At 61.9% G+C, this 21699-nt stretch carries 21 protein-coding genes; 7 read left to right on the top strand and 14 right to left on the bottom strand.

Annotated features, from left to right (window positions below; translation table 11 throughout):
* Nucleotides 1-51 precede the first annotated feature (51 nt).
* From AB1E42_RS14015 to puuE, 3 genes are read right to left on the bottom strand one after another with little or no spacing between them, the layout of a single operon-like run.
* Nucleotides 52-537, bottom strand: coding sequence for an ureidoglycolate lyase (locus AB1E42_RS14015; RefSeq protein ID WP_368344856.1), 486 nt, complete (start codon nucleotides 535-537; stop codon nucleotides 52-54).
* A complete protein-coding gene (locus AB1E42_RS14010) occupies nucleotides 534-1355 on the bottom strand; it encodes a bifunctional allantoicase/(S)-ureidoglycine aminohydrolase (protein WP_368344855.1) in 822 nt (273 codons plus the stop codon). The genes AB1E42_RS14015 and AB1E42_RS14010 overlap by 4 nt, the downstream gene beginning before the upstream one ends.
* Nucleotides 1352-2767, bottom strand: a complete 1416-nt coding sequence (puuE, locus tag AB1E42_RS14005) for an allantoinase PuuE (RefSeq protein WP_368344854.1) — start codon at nucleotides 2765-2767, stop codon at nucleotides 1352-1354. Before puuE ends, AB1E42_RS14010 begins: the two co-directional genes overlap by 4 nt.
* A 152-nt stretch (nucleotides 2768-2919) precedes the next feature.
* On the opposite strand from puuE, the gene uraH reads away from it, so the two are divergent.
* Nucleotides 2920-3276, top strand: a complete 357-nt coding sequence (gene uraH / locus AB1E42_RS14000; protein ID WP_368344853.1) for a hydroxyisourate hydrolase — start codon at nucleotides 2920-2922, stop codon at nucleotides 3274-3276.
* Nucleotides 3277-3332: 56 nt separating this feature from the next.
* On the opposite strand, the gene AB1E42_RS13995 is transcribed toward uraH, so the two are convergent.
* Nucleotides 3333-4259, bottom strand: a complete 927-nt coding sequence (locus AB1E42_RS13995; protein WP_368344852.1) for a LysR family transcriptional regulator — start codon at nucleotides 4257-4259, stop codon at nucleotides 3333-3335.
* Between the two features lie 99 nt (nucleotides 4260-4358).
* On the opposite strand from AB1E42_RS13995, the gene AB1E42_RS13990 reads away from it, so the two are divergent.
* The gene (locus AB1E42_RS13990) at nucleotides 4359-5585 is read left to right on the top strand and encodes a urate hydroxylase PuuD (RefSeq protein WP_368344851.1); all 1227 of its coding nucleotides are present in this window, start codon (nucleotides 4359-4361) and stop codon (nucleotides 5583-5585) included.
* Between the two features lie 6 nt (nucleotides 5586-5591).
* On the opposite strand, the gene deoD is transcribed toward AB1E42_RS13990, so the two are convergent.
* A complete protein-coding gene (deoD, locus tag AB1E42_RS13985) occupies nucleotides 5592-6296 on the bottom strand; it encodes a purine-nucleoside phosphorylase (RefSeq protein WP_368344850.1) in 705 nt (234 codons plus the stop codon).
* Nucleotides 6297-6395: 99 nt separating this feature from the next.
* On the opposite strand from deoD, the gene AB1E42_RS13980 reads away from it, so the two are divergent.
* Entirely contained in the window at nucleotides 6396-6926 is a 531-nt protein-coding gene (locus AB1E42_RS13980) for a DUF4329 domain-containing protein (protein ID WP_368344849.1), read from the top strand.
* Between the two features lie 31 nt (nucleotides 6927-6957).
* Here AB1E42_RS13980 and AB1E42_RS13975 read toward each other — a convergent pair whose 3' ends face one another.
* Entirely contained in the window at nucleotides 6958-7278 is a 321-nt protein-coding gene (locus tag AB1E42_RS13975) for an H-NS family nucleoid-associated regulatory protein (RefSeq protein ID WP_368344848.1), read from the bottom strand.
* A 67-nt stretch (nucleotides 7279-7345) separates the two neighbouring features.
* Nucleotides 7346-9325: a methylmalonyl-CoA mutase family protein gene (locus AB1E42_RS13970; RefSeq protein ID WP_368344847.1), complete on the bottom strand. Its 1980-nt coding sequence runs from the start codon at nucleotides 9323-9325 to the stop codon at nucleotides 7346-7348.
* 135 nt (nucleotides 9326-9460) lie between these two features.
* Here AB1E42_RS13970 and AB1E42_RS13965 point away from each other — a divergent pair, with 135 nt between their 5' ends.
* The 4 genes from AB1E42_RS13965 to AB1E42_RS13950 all read left to right on the top strand — a co-directional run bounded on the left by AB1E42_RS13965 (nucleotide 9461) and on the right by AB1E42_RS13950 (nucleotide 14662).
* Nucleotides 9461-10837 (top strand): 1-acyl-sn-glycerol-3-phosphate acyltransferase, encoded by a 1377-nt coding sequence (locus tag AB1E42_RS13965; protein ID WP_368344846.1) that lies wholly within the window; start codon nucleotides 9461-9463, stop codon nucleotides 10835-10837.
* Between the two features lie 146 nt (nucleotides 10838-10983).
* A complete protein-coding gene (ccrA, locus tag AB1E42_RS13960) occupies nucleotides 10984-12267 on the top strand; it encodes a crotonyl-CoA carboxylase/reductase (RefSeq protein ID WP_368344845.1) in 1284 nt (427 codons plus the stop codon).
* 134 nt (nucleotides 12268-12401) lie between these two features.
* Nucleotides 12402-13937 (top strand): ATP-dependent RecD-like DNA helicase, encoded by a 1536-nt coding sequence (locus tag AB1E42_RS13955; protein WP_368344844.1) that lies wholly within the window; start codon nucleotides 12402-12404, stop codon nucleotides 13935-13937.
* Complete coding sequence (locus tag AB1E42_RS13950) at nucleotides 13934-14662, top strand: SDR family oxidoreductase (RefSeq protein ID WP_368344843.1); 729 nt, start codon at nucleotides 13934-13936, stop codon at nucleotides 14660-14662. The genes AB1E42_RS13955 and AB1E42_RS13950 overlap by 4 nt, the downstream gene beginning before the upstream one ends.
* Nucleotides 14663-14673: 11 nt before the next feature.
* Here the strand turns inward: AB1E42_RS13950 and AB1E42_RS13945 are convergent, their stop codons facing one another.
* From AB1E42_RS13945 to AB1E42_RS13915, 7 genes are all read right to left on the bottom strand, one after another.
* On the bottom strand, nucleotides 14674-15432 hold the full coding sequence (locus AB1E42_RS13945) for a TIGR02186 family protein (protein WP_368344842.1): 759 nt from the start codon (nucleotides 15430-15432) through the stop codon (nucleotides 14674-14676).
* Entirely contained in the window at nucleotides 15432-16346 is a 915-nt protein-coding gene (locus AB1E42_RS13940; protein WP_368344841.1) for a sulfite exporter TauE/SafE family protein, read from the bottom strand. The genes AB1E42_RS13945 and AB1E42_RS13940 overlap by 1 nt, the downstream gene beginning before the upstream one ends.
* Before the next feature lie 147 nt (nucleotides 16347-16493).
* Complete coding sequence (locus tag AB1E42_RS13935) at nucleotides 16494-17462, bottom strand: ABC transporter permease (protein ID WP_368344840.1); 969 nt, start codon at nucleotides 17460-17462, stop codon at nucleotides 16494-16496.
* A gap of 5 nt (nucleotides 17463-17467) precedes the next feature.
* The gene (locus tag AB1E42_RS13930; RefSeq protein WP_368344839.1) at nucleotides 17468-18586 is read right to left on the bottom strand and encodes an ABC transporter permease; all 1119 of its coding nucleotides are present in this window, start codon (nucleotides 18584-18586) and stop codon (nucleotides 17468-17470) included.
* Nucleotides 18587-18589: 3 nt separating this feature from the next.
* The gene (locus AB1E42_RS13925) at nucleotides 18590-20197 is read right to left on the bottom strand and encodes an ABC transporter ATP-binding protein (protein ID WP_368344838.1); all 1608 of its coding nucleotides are present in this window, start codon (nucleotides 20195-20197) and stop codon (nucleotides 18590-18592) included.
* Nucleotides 20194-20559 (bottom strand): molecular chaperone GroEL, encoded by a 366-nt coding sequence (locus tag AB1E42_RS13920; protein WP_368344837.1) that lies wholly within the window; start codon nucleotides 20557-20559, stop codon nucleotides 20194-20196. The genes AB1E42_RS13925 and AB1E42_RS13920 overlap by 4 nt, the downstream gene beginning before the upstream one ends.
* Nucleotides 20560-20641: 82 nt before the next feature.
* The gene (locus AB1E42_RS13915; RefSeq protein WP_368344836.1) at nucleotides 20642-21637 is read right to left on the bottom strand and encodes a BMP family protein; all 996 of its coding nucleotides are present in this window, start codon (nucleotides 21635-21637) and stop codon (nucleotides 20642-20644) included.
* Between the last annotated feature and the right edge of the window lie 62 nt (nucleotides 21638-21699).

Genomic DNA, 21699 nt, shown 5'->3' with positions numbered 1-21699 from the left:
GTTGATATGTATTATTGATTTTTTTGAGCGCATTCTTTTTGATGCGTTTGGTTATTTGACTACCACATATTGTGGCTGTAGCCAATATTCTTCGAGATTAGGGGTTGCTCCGATCCGGTCGATCACGGCGAACAGCCCCGGCGCGGCGAGAGGGGTCAGCACGCCGTGCCAAGTATTGCGCAAAAAGTTGATGCCTTGACCTGTTTCGGTGAGGAAGGCGCGGATGTTGGTGGGGGTGCCGTTGTGATCCTCTGCCACGATCACCAGAAACGGATCGGCGCTCATCGGGATGAAGGCTTGCGAGCCGTCGGGATGCCGCTCGACGAGATCGAGCGTGTAGGGGAGGGCGCGTGGCTCGGCCTTGAAGATCGAGAGGCCCGCGCGGCCATCGGGGCCGAAATCCAAGCGGGCACGGTCATGGTAGCGGCCGCAAAGCCCTTGATTGATGATCTTGTCCGCCGCGCCGGACGCCTCCAGCACATCGCCGTAGGGGGCGAAGGCGGCGGCGGTAAGAGGCTCGGTGTGCAGTTCGATCATGGGAGGACAAGCTCTGGATGGCGGTTCACGTCCTTGTAGAGCAGGTAGCGGAACGGCGCGTCGCCGGTGGCGATGCAGGCTTGCGGGCAATAGGCGCGGAGCCACATGAAATCGCCGGGGCCGACCTCGACCCAATCGCGGTTCAGCAGGTAGCGCGCGGTGCCTTGGAGAACGTAGAGGCCGTGCTCCATGATATGGGTTTCGGCAAATGGGATGCGCGCGCCGTTGGTGAAGGTCACGATATTGACGTGCATATCGTGGCGGATGTCATCGGGATCGACGAAGCGGGTGGTTGCCCAATCGGGGCAGTTGGGCATCGGGCTGGGGGCGGTTGTGTGATCGGAGATCAGCACTGGATCGGGCGCGGTGAGGCCCGCGGCGGGCTGCCAGCGCTTGCGCACCCAGTGGAACTTCAGCAGGGCATCGCCTGCGTTCTTCACCTGCCATGCATGGCCGGGGGGGATGTAGGTATAATCACCGGCGCGGCGGATGTGGCTTTCGCCATCCAGCGTCAGGGTCATCTCACCCTCGGCGATCAGGATGCCCGCTTCGGCACCGGCGTCTGGCTCTGGCGCATCGCTGCCGCCACCGGGGGCGACCTCGACCGCGTATTGGGCGAAGGTTTCGGCAAAGCCGGTCATCGGGCGGGCGATGATCCATGCGCGGGTGCCGCTCCAGCCGGGGAGGAGGCTGGTCACGATATCGCGCATCGTGTCGGCGGGGATGAAGGCATAGCTTTCGGTGAAGACCGCGCCTGCGGCATCGGGCGACTGGCTTTGCGGCGGCAGGCCACCGGGGGGGAAGGCGTAGGTGCTCATGGCAGCAGGTCTTTCAGGCGGAATTCGGCGATGCGTTCGACTTGGCGGCAGGCTGCGGCGAATTCGGTGGCGCGGTCGTTGTTGATGCGGGCCTCAAATGCTGAAAGGATCGACGCTTTGTCGTGGTCGCGCACGGCGATGATGAAGGGGAAGCCGTGCTTTTCGACATAGGCGGTGTTGAGGCGGGTGAAGGTTTCGCGTTCTTCATCCGTCAGCGCGTCGAGGCCGGCGCTGGCTTGTTCGGAGGTGCTTTCAGAGGTCAGGCGCTTGGCTTGCGCGAGCTTGCCGGCGAGATCGGGGTGGGCGGTGAGAACGCCCAAACGCGCGTCATCGGACGCGGTGCGGAAGATGCGGCAGAGCGCGTTGTGCAGGCCTGCGGCGGTGTCATGAGCGGGGCCAAGTTCGAGATCGAATGCGCCTTCGGCGATCCAAGCGGAATGTTCGAAGATGCCGCCAAAGCGGGAAACGAAGGTTGCGCGGTCCATCTGGCTGGGGCGGTCGTAGCGCTGGTTGGGGTGGTGTTCGGCCCAGTGGCGGGCGATGTCGATGCGGCGGGGGAACCAGACGCCCTCATGCGACTGCGCGTAATCGAGGAAGCGGCGGAGGCCCGCGATCTTACCCGGGCGACCGATCAGGCGGCAATGGAGGCCGACGCTCATCATCTTGGCGCGGCCTGCCTGACCTTCGCGGTACAATTCATCGAAAGCGTCTTTGAGGTACTGATAGAACTGTTCGCCCGTGGTGTAGCCGGGGGCAGTGGCGAAGCGCATGTCATTGGCTTCGAGCGTGTAGGGGATGACAAGTTGGTCGCGGTCTTCCAGCTCCAGCCAGTAGGGGAGATCATCGTCGTAGGTATCGGAAATCCAGTCGAAGCCGCCCTCTTCGGCGGTGAGGCGCACGGTGTTGACCGAACAGCGGCCCGTATACCAGCCGCGCGGGCGCTCGCCCACGACCTCGGTGTGCAAGTGGACGGCCTCGGCGATCTGGGCGCGCTCTTCGTCCTCGGGCATGTCTTTATGCTCGACCCATTTCAGGCCGTGGCTGGCGATCTCCCATCCGGCGGATTTCATCGCGGCGACCTGCTCGGGCGAGCGGGCGAGCGCGGTGGCGACGCCGTAGATGGTGACGGGGATGTCTTTCTCGGTGAACAGGGAATGCAGACGCCAGAAACCGGCGCGGGCGCCGTATTCGTAGATCGATTCCATGTTCCAATGGCGCTGACCGGGCCATTGCGCGGCACCAGGGATATCGGAGAGGAAGGCCTCGGAGGCGGCATCGCCGTGCAAAACACAGTTTTCGCCGCCTTCTTCGTAGTTCAGCACCAGACTGATGGCGACCTTCGCGCCGCCGGGCCATTGCACATCCGGTTGGCGGGGGCCGTAGCCGATCATATTGCGTGGGTAGCGCTGCATTCAGAAAATTCCTCCCGTTAAGCGAGATTGTTAGCCCGCTTTTACATAAAGTATTTTATGTATTTTTTTGAAAGACCTGTCGCCGCTTGAGATAGTCGCCTTTTGCACGAATTCAGGGCAAAGTGCTGCAAATCTCGGAATTGGAGAGACGAATGGCTGACGGATATCTGACGACACATGTGCTCGATACGGCGCGGGGCATTCCGGCGCGGGGCATGAAAATTGACCTGTTTCGCATCGGTGATGGCTGGGAGCATATTGCGACCAAAGTCACCAATTCGGACGGGCGGACCGATGGGCCGATCCTGCCTGCGGGCGATTTCAAGGTCGGGCGCTACGAGCTGTTGTTCTATGCGGGTGCGTATTTCGACTCGATGGGGGTGATGCCGGAGAATCCGCGCTTCCTCGATGAAGTGCCGATCCGCTTTGGCATTTCGGACCGCACGGCGCATTACCATGTGCCGCTTTTGGTGTCGCCGTTCAGTTTTTCGACCTATCGCGGCAGCTAGCGGGCTTGCCAAAACCGGCGGGCGGCGGTGTTCGGCGTGCCGTTCGAGACGGCGGGCTAGGCCGAGAGTTGCTGGGTCGCGGCGGCCATATCGCTGCGGACGCGGCTGATGATGAAATCGGTGAAGAGCCTGATCTTCGGGTCGCGGAGGCGGCGGTGCTGGGTGAGGCAGACAAGCTGCGTCGCGGTGGGCGGTGTTTCTGTCGCCACCGGAATCAGGCGGCCATCGGCCAGCTCATCGGCCACTTCGAAGATCGGTTTCATGACGATGCCGCGCCCGTCGAGCGCCCAGCCGGTGAGCACATCGCCGTCATCTGATTCGAAGGGGCCGGTGATCGCGTAGCGCTGGGGGCCATCGGTGGTTTGCAGGGTCCAGCGGAATTCCGTCGCGCCGGGGAAGCGGAGGTTCAGGCAATCGTGACGGTCCCCGATCAGCGCGTCGCCGTTGGCGGGCATGCCGCGCCGTTCAAGGTAGGAAGGGGCTGCGCAGAGGACGCGCGGGCATTCGGCGACGAGGCGGACCTTGAGGGTCGAATCAGGGAGTTCGCCCAAGTGAAAGGCCATATCCAGCCCTTCGCTGACCACGTCGATCTTGCGGTCGGAGAGGCGGAGGCGCACGTCGATCTGGGGGTATTCGTCCTTAAATGCAGGGACATGCGGCGCGATGAAACGGCGGCCGACGCCCAAAGGCGCGGCGATGAAGATGGTGCCGCGCGGGTTTTGCGCCGTTTGGGCGACGGCGCCTTCGGCTTCGTCGATCGCCTCAAGTATGTGGCGTGCGCCATCGTAGAAGATGCGGCCATTCTCGGTCGGTTTTAGCGAGCGGGTGGTGCGATTGAAGAGGCGTAGGCCAAGGTGCTTTTCCAGCTCGGCAATGCGGGCCGATGCCACGGCAGGCGAGGTGCGTTGATCGCGGGCGGCGGCGGACATCGAGCCCAGCTCGAATACCCGAACGAACATGCGAATGTTGCTGACATAGGCCATTATCAAGCACCGTTTGAAAGTGTTCACCGATTTGATGGATTAACAAATAAATACTTCGCGGTATAGCCTCTGCGTCAAAGGCAACGGAGGGACGCCGTTATGTATGACTTTGCCCTGCTCATGGAGTGGCTGGAATTTGCAGTGCGCTGGCTGCATGTGATCACTGCAATCGCGTGGATCGGGTCATCCTTCTATTTCATCGCGCTTGATCTGGGCCTGCATCGCGACCGTGACCTCGACACCGGCGCGGATGGCGAGGAATGGCAGGTCCACGGGGGTGGCTTCTACCATATCCAGAAATATCTGGTGGCCCCGAAGAACATGCCTGATGGGCTTGTTTGGTTCAAATGGGAGAGCTATTCGACCTGGCTTTCGGGCTTTGCGCTGCTGGCACTGGTTTACTACCTCGGTGGGGAGATGTTCCTCATTGATCCGGCGGTGCTGGATATTGCCGTGTGGCAGGGGGTGGCGATTTCGGTGGCGTCACTGGCCTTTGGCTGGGTGGTCTATAACCAGCTGTGCAAGACCTTCGTGAATGCCAACCAGACGGTGCTGATGGTGGCGCTGTTTGCGGTGTTGGTGGGCATGGCGCTGTTTTATACCAACGTCTTTTCAGGCCGCGCGGCGCTGCTGCATCTGGGAGCGTTCACGGCGACGATCATGTCGGCGAACGTGTTCTTCATCATCATCCCGAACCAAAAGATCGTGGTGGCGGACCTGATCGCGGGGAAAGCGCCTGATCCGATGTTTGGCAAGATCGCCAAGCAGCGCTCGACCCATAACAACTACCTGACGCTGCCGGTGATCTTCCTGATGCTGAGCAATCACTACCCGCTGGCATTTGCGAGTGAGTATAATTGGCTGATCGCGAGCCTGATCTTCCTCATGGGGGTGACGATCAGGCATTATTTCAACACAGTGCATGCGCGCAAAGGCAACCCAACATGGACATGGGCGGTGACGGTGATCTTGTTCATCATCGTCGCGTGGCTGTCGAGCGCGCCGCTCTATGACTGGGAAGAAGAAGAGGCCAAGGCATGGACGCCGATGGCCGAGCGCTATGCGGCGGCGGAAACCTTCGACGAGGTGCATGACGTGGTGATCGGGCGTTGTTCGATGTGCCATGCGGCGGAGCCGGTGTGGAACGGGCTGCTTTGGCCGCCGAAAGGTGTGATGCTGGAAACGCCGCAGCAGATCGCCCTGCAGGCAGAGGCGATCTATGTGCAATCGGGCGTGACCCATGCGATGCCGCCGGCGAACCTATCGGGGATCAGCGACGAAGAACGTGCGCTGATCCGTGCATGGTTCCGCAGCGTGGACGGCTGACGCGGGTTACGCGAACGCCGCCGTCAGTGCGATTTCGACCATGTCGCCAAAGCTTTTCTCGCGGTCCTCGGCGGGGAGGGCTTCATGCGTTTTGAGGTGGTCCGACACCGTGAGCACCGCCAGCGCGCGGCGGCCGTAGCGGGCGGCGAGGGTGTAGAGCTCTGCCGCTTCCATCTCGACGGCGAGGATGCCGTGGCGCTCCATCTGCTCGTTAAGGTCGGGGCGCTCATCGTAGAACACATCCGAGGAATAGATGCCGCCGACATGGGTTTTCGCGCCCAATGTCTGTGCTGCCGCAGCGGCAGCGGAGAGCAGGCCCCAATCGGCGCAAGGTGCGAAGCTCAGCTCGCGGAAGATGCCGCGCGAGGGGGTCGAGACGGTGGAGGCGGTCATTGCCAGCACCACGTCGCGGATGCCGACGTGATCCTGCATGCCGCCGCAGGAGCCGATGCGGATGAGGGTTTGCGCGCCGAAATCGCGGATCAGCTCATTGGCGTAGATCGACAGCGATGGCATGCCCATGCCCGAGCCTTGGATGGTGACGCGGTGGCTGTTCCAAGTGCCGGTGAAGCCGAGCATACCGCGCACCTGATTGACGCAGACGGCGTCTTTGAGAAACGTCTCTGCCGCCCATTTTGCGCGATAGGGGTCGCCCGGCATCAGCACGGTTTCAGCAATGTCACCTGGATTGGCGCCGATATGGATGGTCATTCTTGGCCTCTTGGGAATAATCGAACTAGATTGACCAAACGGTAGAGATTTTTGAGGGCGTTGGAAATGGGGCATGGGCCTGCAGGCGGAAGAAAGCGCTTGAGCGGAGCGCGGCTTTTGGCGTTGGCACTGGCGGGCGCTGCGGCCCTTGTGACGCCGTCTATAGCGCAGGACGCGGCAGAGCTGGCAGTGGCGCGGGAAACGCTTGAGCGGCTACAGAGCGCGTCCTTTCGCAAGCGGAAGGAATATTGTGGCTTTATTGGCTATCTTGCCGATGGCACGTTGACCGCGACGCGGGCAGTGGAAGGCACCCATGATGGCTGCAATATGGACCTGCCTGACAATATGGCGGTGGTTGCCTCGTATCATACGCATGGCGGGTTCGATGAGGATTACTTTGGTGAAATCCCGAGCGATATCGACATCGAGGGTGATGCCGAGTTGCGGATCAACGGCTATGTCGCCACACCGGGCGGGCGGCTGTGGTTTGTTGATACGGTGCTGATGGAAGTGCGGCAGGTCTGCGGGATTGGCTGCCTGGCGATGGCGCCGGGCTTTTACAAGGGTACGAACGGGACGATCGCCGAGCGCTACAGTTATGAGGCGCTTTTGGAAAAGCTGCGGGAGTAGCGCGGGCCGCGATGGCCCGCGCCTGCTTTTATCAGATCTCGAATTCAGAGATATCGTGACCGGCTTCCTCGGCGGCGGCGACCCAGCGCGGCTTGCGGCCACGGCCTGTCCATGTTTCGTCGGCGTTGTCGGGGTTGCGGTACTTCGGTGGGACGGGACCACGGGTCTTGCGGGCCTTGCGGCCATCGCCCAACAGTTCAGCAAGGCTGAAACCATGTTCCGCGGCGGCGGCTTCGGCAGCGGCGCGGGCGGCTTTCATTTCGCGGGCGTCAACGTCTTTCAACGCTTTCGCCACATCTTTTTGAAGCGCTTCCAACTCGGCACGGGACATTGAATAAAGATCGAGAGACATAAATAGCTCCATTTGGCGATATTGATCGCCTATTTAATACAACTAAAAAGCTATTTGAAAAGTATTTTTATTCGGCGGCTATTTTAGCTGGGTCGGCCAGTAGGATTAAATCGCGCATGATCGTATTTAATTCAAAATCTTTAGGCGTATAAACGCGGGCAACACCGAGGGCGCGCAGTTTTTCGGCGTCATTTGCCGGAATAATGCCACCAGCAACCACCGGAATATCGGCAAGGCCGTTTTCAGCGAGACGTTTTAGAACCTCTTCGGCCAAGGGCATATGCGAGCCGGAAAGAATCGAAAGGCCGATCACATGCGGGCGTTTTTCGAGCGCAGCATTGACGATTTCCTGCGGGGTGAGGCGGATGCCGTCATAGGTGATTTCCATGCCGCAGTCGCGGGCGCGGGTGGCGATTTGCTCGGCGCCGTTGGAATGCCCGTCTAGCCCGGGTTTGGCCATCAGGAAGGCGAGGCGGCGGCCTAAGCGGGCGGAGACGGTATCGACCTCTGCGCGGAGATCTTCCAGACCTTCGGTGCGGTTTGACGGGTTGGGCGAGACGCCTGTGGGCGCGCGATATTGGCCGAAGGCGGCGCGGATTTCATCCGCCCATTCGCCGGTGGTGACGCCAGCGCGGGCGCAGGCGATGGAGGCAGGCATGACGTTGCTGCCATCGGCGGCGGCTTGGCGGAGCTGGGCGAGCGCGGCGGCGACGGCGGTGCTGTCGCGGCTCTCGCGCCAAGCGGACAGGCGGGCCAGTTGGTCGGCTTCGGCGGCGGCATCGACGGTCATGATGCTGTCGTCGCCCGCGGTGAGGGGGGAGGGTTCTGCCTCTGTCCAGCGGTTGACGCCGACGATGGTGGTGGTGCCGCTTTCGATATTGGCGATGCGGTCGCTATTGGCGGCGACGAGGCGGGACTTCATGAATTCGATGGCTTTGACCGCACCGCCCATTGCGTCGATCTGATCCAATTCGCGGCGGGCGTTTGTTTTTAGCTCCTCGGTTTTGCGTTCGATGGCGGGGTTTTCATCAAAAATATCATCAAATTCCAAAAGGTCGGTTTCGTAAGCCAGAATTTGCTGCATACGGAGCGACCATTGTTGATCCCACGGGCGGGGCAGGCCGAGGGCTTCGTTCCATGCGGGCAATTGCACGGCGCGGGCGCGGGCCTTTTTCGAGAGCGTGACGGCGAGCATTTCGACGAGAATACGATACACGTTATTTTCGGGCTGTTGTTCGGTCAGGCCGAGGGAATTGACCTGAACGCCGTAACGGAAGCGGCGGTATTTTGGATCTGTGACGCCGTAGCGGGTTTCGCAAATCTCATCCCATAATTCGACAAAAGCGCGCATTTTGCAGATTTCGGTCACGAAACGGATGCCGGCATTTACGAAAAACGAAATGCGGCCAACCATAGCGGGGAAATCGGCTTCGCTGACCTTGCCGCGCAGATCATCCAGCACGGCGGTGGCGGTGGCGAGGGCGAAGGCGAGCTCTTGCTCGGGCGTCGCGCCGGCCTCTTGCAAGTGGTAGGAGCAGACGTTCATCGGGTTCCACTTGGGCAGATGCTCGCGGGTGTAGGCGGCGACATCGGTGATCATCCGCAAGGACGGCTCGGGCGGGCAGATGTAGGTGCCGCGAGAGAGGTATTCCTTGATAATGTCGTTCTGTACGGTGCCTTGAAGCTGGGTCACGTCGGCGCCCTGTTCCTCGGCCACGGCGATGTATAGCGCGAGGAGCCACGGCGCGGTGGCGTTGATCGTCATCGAGGTGTTCATTTGTTCGAGCGGGATCTGATCGAAGAGCGCGCGCATGTCGCCCAGATGGCAGACCGGAACGCCGACCTTGCCGACCTCGCCGGTTGCCAGCACATGGTCGCTATCATAGCCCGTTTGCGTGGGGAGATCGAAGGCGACGGAGAGGCCCGTTTGACCTTTGGCGAGATTCGCGCGGTAGAGGGCGTTGGACGCGGCAGCGGTGGAGTGACCGGCATAGGTGCGGAACAACCACGGGCGATCTTTCTCACGGGTTTGCTGCATCTGCGACATATCGGGCTCCTGAATCGGGATCACGCAATTTTATTTCTCAAAAAGACTGGTAGCGGACATTTTATGCCTTTGTCAATTCGCTGCGTTGCGGCATGAGCGGATTTACCAGCGCGCAGAACCCTGTCATGAAGGGGTATGTCGAATACGGTTACGCTGCCGCTCTGGCTGTTGATCCTCATTTTGCTTTTTGCGGCGGTGACCTTCGCCTCGCATTTTCTGTTCCCGTCGGTGCGGTGGTTCTTCCGCCGGAGGATGGAACGGGCGGTGGGGGAATTGAACAAGCGGTTGGCGCGGCCCATTGAGCCGTTCAAGCTGGCGCGGCGCTACGATATGATCCAGCGGCTGATCTATGATCCCGAGGTGACGCGGGCGATCGTGGACTATGCCAAGGAAGAGCATGTGCCGGAGAACGTGGCCTTTGAGAAGGCAGGGCACTATGCGCGGGAGATCGTGCCGGGATTTTCGGCCACGGCCTATTTCACCATCGGGACACGGTTTGCGAAATGGGTGTCGACGACGCTCTATCGGGTGCGGCTCGGCGAGTTCGATATCGGCAAGGTCGAAGCGCTGGATCGTGACGCGACGGTGGTGTTCGTGATGAACCACCGCTCCAACATGGATTACATTCTGGTGGGGTATCTGATGTCGCGGGCATCGGCGCTGTCCTATGCGGCGGGTGAATGGGCGCGGCTGTGGCCGCTCGGCCCGATCGTGCGGATGATGGGAGCCTATTTTATCCGGCGGCGGTCGCGCGGGGCGTTATATCGCAAGGTTTTGGCGCGTTATGTGCGGATGTCGACCGAGGGCGGCGTGACGCAGGCGATCTTTCCTGAGGGGGGGTTGAGCCTCGACGGGCGGGTCGGGCCGCCGAAGCTGGGGCTGCTCTCCTATATGGTGGATGGCTGGGCCGAGGGCGACCGTGATGTGATCTTTGTGCCAGTGGCGCTGAACTATGACCGCGTGCTGGAGGACAAGTTCCTGATCAAGGCGGACAAGTCCGGCAACCGGCGGTTCAAGCCGCCGATGATGACGATTGTGCGGGTGAGCCTGCGGCATTTCTGGCAGCGGTTGTCGTTCCGCTTCAAGCCGTTTGGGACGGCCTCTGTAGGCTTTGGCGAGCCGGTGCGGCTGAGTGAGATTGCCAGTGCGGTGCCGCCCGAGGAGCGGGCCGAGGCGGTTGGCACACGGGTGATGGCGCATGTGCGCAAGGTGGTGCCGGTGATGCCGGTGCCGCTGGTGTCGCGGGTGCTGCTGGAGCAGCGCGACGTGTCACGGGGCGAGCTGGAGCGCGAGGTGGGTGCGATGATCGAGGGCTTGCAGGGCAAGGGACTGACCCTGCCGCGCCGTGCCGCGACGGAGGTGGTCCGCGACGCGCTGGCGCTGCTGACCGAGCGTAAGATCGTGCGTGAAACCGGCGATCAGGTGACAATTGTGGAGGATACGGAGGACACGCATCAGTTCTATGCCAACTCGATTGCGCATCATTTTTCTGCGGATGCATTAGAAAACTAAGGAATTTCTGCATCGGCAAAGTAATTTAATTACAAAATTACAGTCACAGGGGTTGCAAAGTTACCTTCACGTCTCGTACTCATGGGGTGCGGCGGCGATTCTGCGCCGCGGCGAAAGCCGAAGGAACCGAGCCGATGGAGACTGGAATGGCCCTCGACCAAAACCCTGCTGCCGCGAGCTACGCGGCCCCGAAGAAAGACCTCTACGAGATCGGGGAGATGCCGCCGATGGGGCATGTGCCCGCGAAGATGTACGCATGGACGATCCGCCGCGAGCGCCATGGCGAACCGGAGCAGGCCTTTCAGGTGGAAGCGGTGGATGTGCCAAAGCCCGATAGCCATGAAGTGCTCGTTCTCGTGATGGCAGCGGGAGTGAATTATAACGGCGTTTGGGCCGGTCTGGGCATTCCGATCAGCCCTTTCGACGTTCACAAGGCCGATTATCATATTGCCGGTTCGGATGCCTCGGGCATCGTATGGGCCGTGGGCGACAAGGTGAAGCGCTGGAAGGTCGGCGACGAAGTGGTGATCCACTGCAATCAGGACGACGGCGACGACGAGGAATGCAATGGCGGCGATCCGATGTATTCGGCCAGCCAGCGGATTTGGGGCTACGAGACGCCGGATGGCTCTTTCGCGCAGTTCACTTGCGTGCAAGCGCAGCAGTTGATGCCGCGCCCGAAGCACCTGACATGGGAAGAGAGCGCCTGCTACACGCTGACTCTGGCGACCGCCTACCGGATGCTTTTCGGCCATGAGCCGCATGACCTGAAGCCGGGGCAGAATGTGCTGGTTTGGGGTGCGTCGGGGGGCTTGGGCTCCTATGCGATCCAGTTGATTAACACGGCTGGGGCCAATGCGATTGGCGTGATCAGCGATGAAAGCAAGCGCGAGTTCGTGATGGGCTTGGGCGCGAAGGGCGTGATCAACCGTAATGACTTCAAGTGCTGGGGCCAGATGCCCACGGTCAACACGCCGGAATACAAGGAATGGATGTCCGAGGCGCGGAAGTTCGGCAAGGCGATCTGGGAGATCACCGGCAAGGGCGTGAACGTCGATATGGTGTTCGAGCATCCGGGCGAGGCGACGATGCCGGTCAGTGTGTTTGTGGTGAAGAAGGGCGGCATGGTCGTGATCTGTGCCGGCACCTCCGGCTACAATCTGACGCTGGATGCACGCTATCTGTGGATGAACCAGAAGCGCGTGCAGGGCAGCCACTTTGCGCACCTCAAGCAGGCGGCGGCGGCCAATAAGCTGATGGTCGAGCGGCGGTTGGATCCGTGTATGTCGGAAGTGTTTTCGTGGGATGAAATTCCGGCGGCGCACACCAAGATGCGGCGCAATGAGCACAAGCCCGGCAATATGGCGGTGCTGGTGCAAAGCCCGCGCACGGGGTTGCGCACGCTCGAGGATGCGCTCGACGCCCGCTAAGAGTTTACCGTTCCTCCTGAGGACTGAACCCCCGCCTTGTGCGGGGGTTTTTTATCGCGCTGCGATGGGGCGTTTTTGGCGGGTGCTGCGTGGTTCCTCTGGCCCTCCTCGTGGCGCGGGGATAGGGTCGCGCCATGACGCTGCCTGCACTTACATTCTCTGACGATCAGGCCGAAGCCTGGGATGCCGTGGCGGCGCTGCTGCGGCTGTCTGGCGTGGATATTGACGATCAGTTCTTGACCCCGCCGAAGCCCGACACATCGGGCGTGATGGCGGTGATCGGTAAGGCGGGATCGGGCAAGACGATGCTGCTGGCCGAGCTGACCAAGGCGCTGCGCGAGGCGGGGGTGGATATCATCTCGGGCGATTACGAGGGCCGCCGCCGCAAGGACAGGCGGACGCTGGCGATCCTTGCGCCGACGAACAAGGCGGCGAGTGTGTTGCGGACGCGGGGCGTGCCGGCGACGACGATACACCGTATCCTTTATACGCCGGTTTATGACCCCGAATACGAGAAGATCGCCGAGTGGCTTGCGGGCCAAGGCGACCGGCAGGAGATCGAAGGGCTGACGGATGTGGCGCTGGATCGGGCGTGGGGGTCTTATCAGGTGAATACGTCGGTCCCTGCGGCACTGGCGGCGGCGGGGCTACGGGGCAGCGACTTCATCACCGGCTGGAAACGGCGGGAGGAGCCGCTTGATATCGGCTTCATCGACGAAAGCTCGATGCTGGACAGGAAGCAGTTCGAGGATTTGCAGGAGATCTTCCCGACGCTGGTGCTGTTTGGCGATCCGGCGCAATTGCCGCCCGTGCAGAGCGAAGGGGGGATGGTGTTCGAGACACTCCCCGAGACACGGCGGCGGGAGTTGCAGCGGGTGCATCGGCAGGAGGCGGATAACCCGATCCTTGATCTGGCGCATGCGCTGGCTGATCCGCAGGTGGATTTCCAAAGCTTCGAGGACATGGTGGCGGATGTGGCGGGCCGCGATGAGCGGGTGGTTTGGGCCGAGCGGGTGGAGAGCGATCTGATGGCGCGCTCGCCGGTGCTGGTGTGGCGCAATGCGACGCGCATCCGGCTGATCCATGCGTTCCGCGCGGCTTATGGCGCGCCGGAGGACGAGTTGCTGGAAGGTGAGCCGCTGATCTGCGATGGGATCGAGTTGCCGCTGAAACACCGCAAGAAGCGGCTCGATCTGGAGGCGCGGGGGCTGATCAAGGGGGCGCAGGTCATCTACCTCGGACCCGGTAAGCGGCCCGGATTTTCGCGGTTGCATGTGATGGGGGCGGAAGACCCCCGTGTGAGCGCGGCGAGCATCGTGAAGATCGAAAGCCAGGACGAGGAAGAAGAGCCGTTCATCCCCTTCGCGGCGCGGATGGGGGCGACCTTTCTGCATGGCGCTGCGGTGACGATCCATAAGGCGCAGGGCAGCCAGTGGGAGCGGGTGCAGGTCTTTGCCCCGGATATTTATGCAGCCAGTCGCATGGGGCGGGTTGAGGCGGGGCAGCCTTTGTGGAAGCGGCTGGCCTATGTGGCGATCACCCGCGCGGAGCATCAGCTGCGCTGGGTGGTGCGGAACCGTTTGGCGCGGCCAGCGACGGCATTGAGCATCGAGGATTTGCGTGCGCCCGTGGCGCCGCTGGAATTGACGCCGGAGGAGGGTGTGACATGAAAACAGTCATCGTGACGGGCGCGAGTAACGGGATCGGGCGGGCAACGGCGGAAGCCTTCCTGCGGGCCGGTTGGCGGGTGGGCCTGCTGGCGCGGCGGCGCGAGGCGCTGGAGGCCGTGGCTGAGGATTACCCGAATGCGGTGGTGCTGCCTTGCGATGTTACAGATGCGGGCGCGGTGGAGGCGGCTTTTGCACGTTTCGCGGAAGATGCAGGGCGGTTTGATGTGCTGTTCAACAATGCGGGCATTTTCACCCCTGCGGCGCCGATTGACGAAATTCCGGTGCAGGACTGGCTGGATGCGGTGAATGTGAACCTCACGGGGATGTTCCTTTGCGCGCGGGCGGCATTTGGCCAGATGCGGCGGCAATCCCCGCAAGGCGGGCGGATCATCAACAACGGCTCGATCTCGGCGCATACGCCGCGCGAGGGGTCTGTGACCTACACCACCACCAAGCACGGGGTGACGGGGCTGACCAAGACGCTGGCGCTGGACGGGCGACCCTTTGACATCGCGGCGGGGCAGATCGACATCGGCAATGCGCGCACGGACCTTTTGGAAGGCATCGCGGCGAAGGCGCGGGCGGCAGGGCAGCCGGAACCGCCGACTATGGATGTGGCGCTGGTGGCTGATGCGGTGGTGCGCATGGCGGAATTGCCGCCCGAAGCGAATGTGCTGTTCCAGACGATCATGGCGACGAAAATGCCCTATGTCGGGCGGGGCTGATCAGGCGCGGATCAGCGCCGGAGCAAGCTGAACGCAGCAGATGCTCCCCAGCCCGCAGCGATGGCAATCGCCAGCGACATCAGGCCGTAGATAAAGGCTTGTTGATGCGCCAGTTCGTAGAGCCAGCGCTCGATCCCGACCTTGTTGACGGGAATTTGGGTCACATATTCATCGACCACGGCACCATCGCGGGTGAGGAAGATGCGGGTGGAATACATGCCTTCGGTCAGGTTGGCGGGCAGGGCAATCGACGTGCCGAAGAGGGTGCCTTGCTCAAAGGAAACGGTATTGTCGAGCACCTGATAAAGGCCGGCATTCTCGCGCACGCGGATCAGCGCTTCGGTGAAGTTTTCACTGTCGCTGACGCCGGTACCAACCGCGCGGATGGCGCGGGGGATCGAGATCTTGTGGCGCAGGTCTTCGACATCGGTGAGCACTTCGGTGAAAGGCGCGGAGGTCGCGACGGCGTAGAAAGACGGTGCAGCATCGACCTCGACCGCATCGGAATTCACCCAGATGCCGAACTTGCGCTCCTTGCGGCGGACAGTCACCGGCTCCAGCGGGCCGGAGACAGCGATGATGATGCCGGTATTGCCGTCGGGCGCGGGTGCCACGCGGCTGACAGCGCCGTAGATCAGGATTTCGGAGCCTTCGAAGGTGGCGGTGATGGCGACTTCATCTTGGCTGAGGCCCAGAACGATCTTCTCTGCCGAGAGGGGGGCGGCACTGGCGCACAGGAGCGCTAAGGTGATGAGGAGGCGGCGCAACATCAGTGACCTCCCGCCACGCCTAAGGAGTACAGCTCGGACGGTTGCAAGAGCAGATCAAGCGCCAGTTTGCCACAGACCAAAAGCACCATGCCCGCGAGTAAGATGCGGAGTTGTTCGGCCTTGAGGTAGACGCCGATGCGGGTGCCGACTTGCGCGCCTACGACGCCGCCCACCAGCAGCAGGACGGCAAGCACCACGTCAACGGTGTAGTTGGTGGTGGCGTGCAGCATGGTGGTGAAGGCGGTGACGAAGATGATCTGAAAGAGCGATGTGCCGACGACGACCTTCGTTGGCATGCCCAATAGGTAGATCATCGCGGGGACCATGATGAAGCCGCCGCCGACGCCCATGATCGCGGCGAGGATGCCAACCGCGACGCCGACAAGGAGCGGCGGGATCACCGAAATATAAAGGCCCGAGACGCGGAACTTCATCTTGAAGGGCAGGTTATGGACCCAGTTATGCTTGCGCCGTGTGGGAGCGCCGCCGGATTTTGCTTTGCGCAAGGCACGCAGGCTCTCGACGAACATCAGGCTGCCAATGATGCCGAGGAACACGACATAGCAGAGGCGAACGAGCAGATCGACCTGACCGAGCGATTTGAGGTAGTTGAAAAGCACCACGCCGAGGGCGGCACCTATGAGGCCGCCGATCAGCAGGACAACGCCCATTCGGAGATCGACGGTCTTTCGCTTAAAATGCGCGAGCACGCCGGAAAAGGACGACGCGACGATTTGGTTTGCCTCGGTCGCCACGGCAACCGCGGGCGGGATGCCGATGAAGAACAAAAGCGGTGTCATCAGGAAGCCGCCGCCGACGCCGAACATGCCGGACAGAATACCCACCATGCCCCCTAGACCGAGTAGAAGGAAGGCGTTCACCGAAATCTCGGCGATGGGAAGGTAAATCTGCATGGGCTTTCCCGGCGTTGGGCCGCGTGATACCTCAAAAGAACGCCTTTGCGCTCGCGTGTCAAATGCGGCAGCGCGGCAAACATATTATTTCGGCGCTATATGTCCTTCTGGCTACAGGAGTCGTGTTGCACTGGACTCATGCTGGGGCTACCGTTCCTTGACATAGGGCTCGCCGCCCGCGCGGGGCGGGATGGCGCGGCCAACAAAGCCTGCAAGGATGATCACCGTCAGGATATAGGGCAGCGCATCGAGGAGCTGGACCTGAACGGCAACGCCGATGACGTTTTCGATCATGTCGGGGCGCAGTGCGAGGGCCTGAAGGAAGCCGAACAGCAGGCAGGCAAAGAGCGCGTGCCACGGACGCCATTTGGCGAAGATCAGCGCCGCGAGGGCGATATAGCCGCGACCAGCTGTCATGTCCTTGATGAAGCCCGCTTGCAGCGCGGTGGAGAGGTAGGCGCCAGCGATGCCGCACAGCACGCCACAGATCAGCACCGCGGCAAAGCGCAAGCCAATGACGGAGACGCCAGCAGTATCAACGGCGGCGGGGTTTTCGCCGACGGCGCGCAGGCGCAGGCCGAAGCGGGTGCGGAACAGCACCCACCAAGTGAGCGGCACCACGAGGAGCGAGACATAAACGAGGATCGTGTGGCCGGAGATCAGTTCGGCATAGATCGGTCCGAGGATCGGCACGCCGGACAGGGCCTCGGCAAAGGGCAGTTCGATGGAGCTGAAGCGCCCGCCTTCGGTGAGCTGCGGGGTGCGGCCGCCCTGACCGAACCAGCTTTGCGCCCAGACCACCGTCAGGCCAGCGGCGAGGAAGTTGATCGCGACGCCGGAAATCAGTTGGTTGCCGCGGAAGGTAATGGAGGCGATGCCATGCACCAGCGACAGGACCAGCGATGCGCCGATGCCCGCCAGGAGGCCGATCCAGACGGAGCCTGTGACCGCAGCGATGGCGGCGGAGAGGAAGGCGGCGGCGAGCATCTTGCCCTCCAGCCCGATATCGAAGATGCCTGCGCGCTCGGAGAACAGGCCAGCGAGACAGGCCAGAAGCAGCGGGGTGGCGAGGCGGACGGAGGCGTCAAGAACCTGAAGAATGGCGAGAAAATCCATGGGTCTTACTCCGCTGCCTGTTTGCGCTGGTCGCTGTTGCGACGGCCAAGCGCGAGGAAGATTTTTTCGAGCGGCATGCGCACCATGTGGTCAAGCGCGCCGGTGAAGAGGATCACGAGCGCCTGAATGACGACGATCAACTCGCGGGGGATCGAGGTCCAGAGCGCAAGCTCTGCGCCGCCTTGGTAGAGGAAGCCGAAGAGGATCGCGGCGAGAAACACCCCAAACGGATGCGAGCGGCCCATCAGCGCGACCGCGATGCCGATGAAGCCTGCGCCTTCGACCGCGTTGAGGACGAGGCGCTCGGCTTCGCCCATCACGTTGTTGATCGCCATCATGCCTGCAAGCCCGCCGGAGATCAGCATGGAGATCATGATGATGCGCGTGGGGTTGATGCCCGCATAGCGCGCGGCGGGTTCGGAATGGCCGAAGGCGCGGATTTCGTAGCCCAAGCGCGTGCGCCAGATCAGCGCCCAAAGCGCGACACAGGCGGCGATGGCGACGAAGAATGACACGTTGGCGGGCGCTGCCTTGGAGAAGGGAATACCGATGGTGTTGAGGACATCATGCAGGGTGGGCAGGTGGGTCGCCTCGGGGAACTTGCCGGTAGCGGGATCCATCGCGCCCTTGGGCTTGAGGGTGTTGACCAGTAGGTAGTTCAGCAGGGCGGCGGCGATGAAATTGAACATGATCGTGGTGATCACGATGTGGCTGCCGCGCTTGGCCTGAAGATAGGCGGGGATTGCCGCCCATGCAGCGCCGAAGAGCGCCGCGCCGCCTGTTGCGCCGATCAGCGCAAGGCTCCAATGCGGCCACGGGATATAGAGACAGACCAGCGCCACGCCAAGGCCGCCAAGCATCGCCTGCCCCTCGCCGCCGATGTTGAACATGCGGGCATGGAAGGCGATGGATACGGCGAGGCCGGTAAAGATGAAGTTGGTCGCGTAGTAGAGCGTATAACCCCAGCCATAGGTCGAGCCGAGCGCGCCGGACACCATCAGCTTGACGGCTTCCCAAGGGTCTTCGCCGATGGCGAGGATCACAATGGCGGAGAATATCGCCGCGAGGATCAGGGAAATCAGCGGGATCAGGACCACATCGGCCCAGCGGGGCATCTTTTCCATGGCTCAGGCCTCCTTATGCGGGTCGCCGCTGGTATGGGCGAGGTTGGCTTCGACGACATCAAGCACGTCTTGGGGATCGGCTGTGGTGTCGGTGACACCGGCCATGAGGAGGCCGAGCTCTTTCTCGTCCGTCTCTTCGGGAAGGCGTTCGCCCATGATCTGACCGTCGAACATCACGGCGATGCGGTCGGAGAGAGACATGATCTCGTCCAGTTCCACCGAGACGAGGAGAATCGCCTTGCCCTGATCGCGCAGCGCGACGATTTGCTGGTGGATAAACTCGATCGCGCCGATATCGACGCCGCGCGTGGGCTGGCCGATGAGCAGGAGATCAGGATTGCGCTCGATCTCGCGGGCGAGGACGATCTTCTGCTGGTTGCCACCGGAGAAGCTTTTGGCCGCGAGCGCAGGGTCAGGTGGGCGCACATCGAAGCGTTCCATCTTGCCAGCGGTGTCGTCACGGAGGGCGGCGTTATCCATCAAAAGTTTGTTTTTTTGATATTCGGGCGCTTTATGATAGCCGAATGCTGTGTTTTCCCATGCTGCGTAGTCCATGATCAGGCCTTCACGCTGTCGGTCCTCGGGGACATGGGAGATACCTGCGTCGCGCCGCGACTGGCCGTTGGCGGCAGCGCCGGAGAGCGGCAGGGGCGCGCCGTTCATCAGGATGGTGCCGCGCGCGGTGCGGTAGCCGCCGAGCACTTCAAGAAGTTCGGACTGGCCATTGCCAGCGACGCCCGCGATGCCGAGAATTTCGCCCGCGCGGACCGAGAAGGAGATGTCCTTCAGCCGCTCAACACCATTGGACGAGGTGACGGAAAGCCCCTGCACATCGAGGATCGTTTTGCCCGGTTTGGCGGGGGTTTTCTCGACCCGCAGGAGCACCTTGCGGCCGACCATCAGTTCGGCCAGTTCGGTGGGCGAGGTTTCAGCGGTTTTGACGGTGGCGGTCATCTCGCCACGGCGCATGACGCTGACGGTATCGGTGATTTCCATGATTTCGCGCAGTTTATGCGTGATCAGAATAATGGTTTTGCCCTCGCGCTTGAGGTTGTCGAGGATGCGGAACAGGTGATCGGCCTCGGCGGGGGTGAGCACGCCGGTCGGCTCGTCGAGGATCAGGATATCGGCCTGACGGTAGAGCGCCTTGAGGATTTCGACGCGCTGCTGCATGCCGACGCCGATATCGGAAATCAGCGCATCGGGATCGACGTTCAGCTCGTATTCGGCGGCGAGGGATTTCAGCTGGGCGCGGGCTTTTGCCAGCGAGGGGCGCAGGAGTGCGCCGTCTTCGGCACCGAGGACGACATTCTCCAGAACGGTGAAGTTTTCCACCAGTTTGAAATGCTGGAACACCATGCCGATGCCAGCGGCGATGGCGGCTTGGCTATCAGGGATCTGGGTCTTTTGGCCGTTGATGAAAATTTCACCGGCGTCGGCTTTGTAAAAGCCATAGAGGATCGACATGAGCGTGGATTTACCCGCGCCGTTTTCGCCGATGATGCCGTGAATGGTGCCGGGCATCACGCGGATGGAGATATCCTTATTGGCCTGAACAGGGCCGAAGGCTTTGGAAATGCCGCGAAGTTCGATGGCGGGGTTTGTGCTCATTCGGGGGCTCCGGTGCCGACAAAGCCGACCATGCGGGCGATCTGTGCGCCGTCGAGGTCGATGAAATATTGTCCGTATTGGGTGATCTGCGCGCCATCTGGGCCGGGGCCGCCGAAGGCGACGGTGACACGGTGGCTGCCGGCGATCTCGTCCGATTTGACGACGCTGGCGGACCAGCCGGGCGCGTTGGCGCTGAACATGGAAACGTAGGTGGTGATCGCGTCCACGCCGGTGAGCACCCCGTTGGAGCGCGGATCGGCGTAGGTGGCGCTGGCGGTCATGCAGCCGGAGATCGCGGCGGAGCGATCGGCATCACTGGACATGCCCCATGAGGCGAAGAATGTATCGACCGGATTTGTCATGACATGCGCCCCCCTCAAACGCAGAGCCGCGCCACCAGAAAGCGGCGCGGCTTGGTCTTATGCTACGTTGTTGCCGTCACGATCAGAAGCTGATCGCGGGGCAGCTTTCGTCGCTGGTGTAGTCATGCACGGTCAGCTCACCGGAAGCGATTGCTGCGGCGGCTTCATCGACAGCGGCTTGCATTTCAGCGGTGATCAGCTCGGCGTTGAACTCGTCGAGCGCGTAGCCGACGCCGCCATTGCCAACACCCATCACGTTGAAGCCGGTTTCGAGGTCAGTACCAGCCACGAACGCATCGTAAACGGCGTTATCAACGCGCTTGAGCATGGAGGTCAGAACCTGACCCGGGTGCATGTAGTTCTGGTTGCTGTCCACGCCGATGGAGAGGATGCCGTTGTCGGCTGCCGTTTGCAGGACACCAACGCCGGTGCCGCCTGCTGCTGCGTAGACAACATCAGCGCCTTGGCTGATCTGGGCCAGGGTCAGCTCGGAGCCTTTGACCGGATCGTTCCATGCGGCGGGGGTGGTGCCGGTCATGTTGGCGATGACGGTTGCATCTGCATTCACGGCCTGAACGCCCTGCGCGTAGCCGCAGCCGAACTTACGGATCAGCGGGATGTCCATGCCGCCGATGAAGCCAACGGTATCGGATTCGGACGCCATCGCAGCCAGCATGCCGACGAGGTAGGAGCCTTCGTGCTCGTTGAACACAACGGAGCGGACGTTCGGCGCGTCAACGACCATGTCGATGATGGCGAACTTGGTGTCGGGGTAATCGGCTGCGACCTCACCAAGCGCGGTGCCGAAAGCGAAACCGGCCATGACGATCGGGTTTGCGCCGGATTCTGCGAAGCGGCGGAGCGCTTGCTCACGCTGGGCTTCGGACTGAAGCTCGACCTCGTTGAAGCTGCCGCCGGTTTCTTCGGCCCAGCGGAGCGCACCGTTATAGGCGGCTTCGTTGAAGGATTTGTCGAACTTGCCGCCGAGATCGAAGATCAGCGCCGGATCAGCCATCGCCGCACCGGCGGAAAGGGCGACGGCGGCAGATGCGCCGAGAAGTTTGGTGGTCAAAGTCATTTGGTTCTCCCAGTTAATTTTATCCACGCAGCAGACAGCCGCGCACCACAGACATCTTTGGT

Source organism: Pelagovum sp. HNIBRBA483, assembly GCF_040931995.1.
Taxonomy (GTDB): Bacteria; Pseudomonadota; Alphaproteobacteria; order Rhodobacterales; family Rhodobacteraceae; genus JAEPMR01.
Note: the sequence above shows the minus strand (reverse complement) of the source record. Positions and strands in the feature narration are given on the sequence as shown.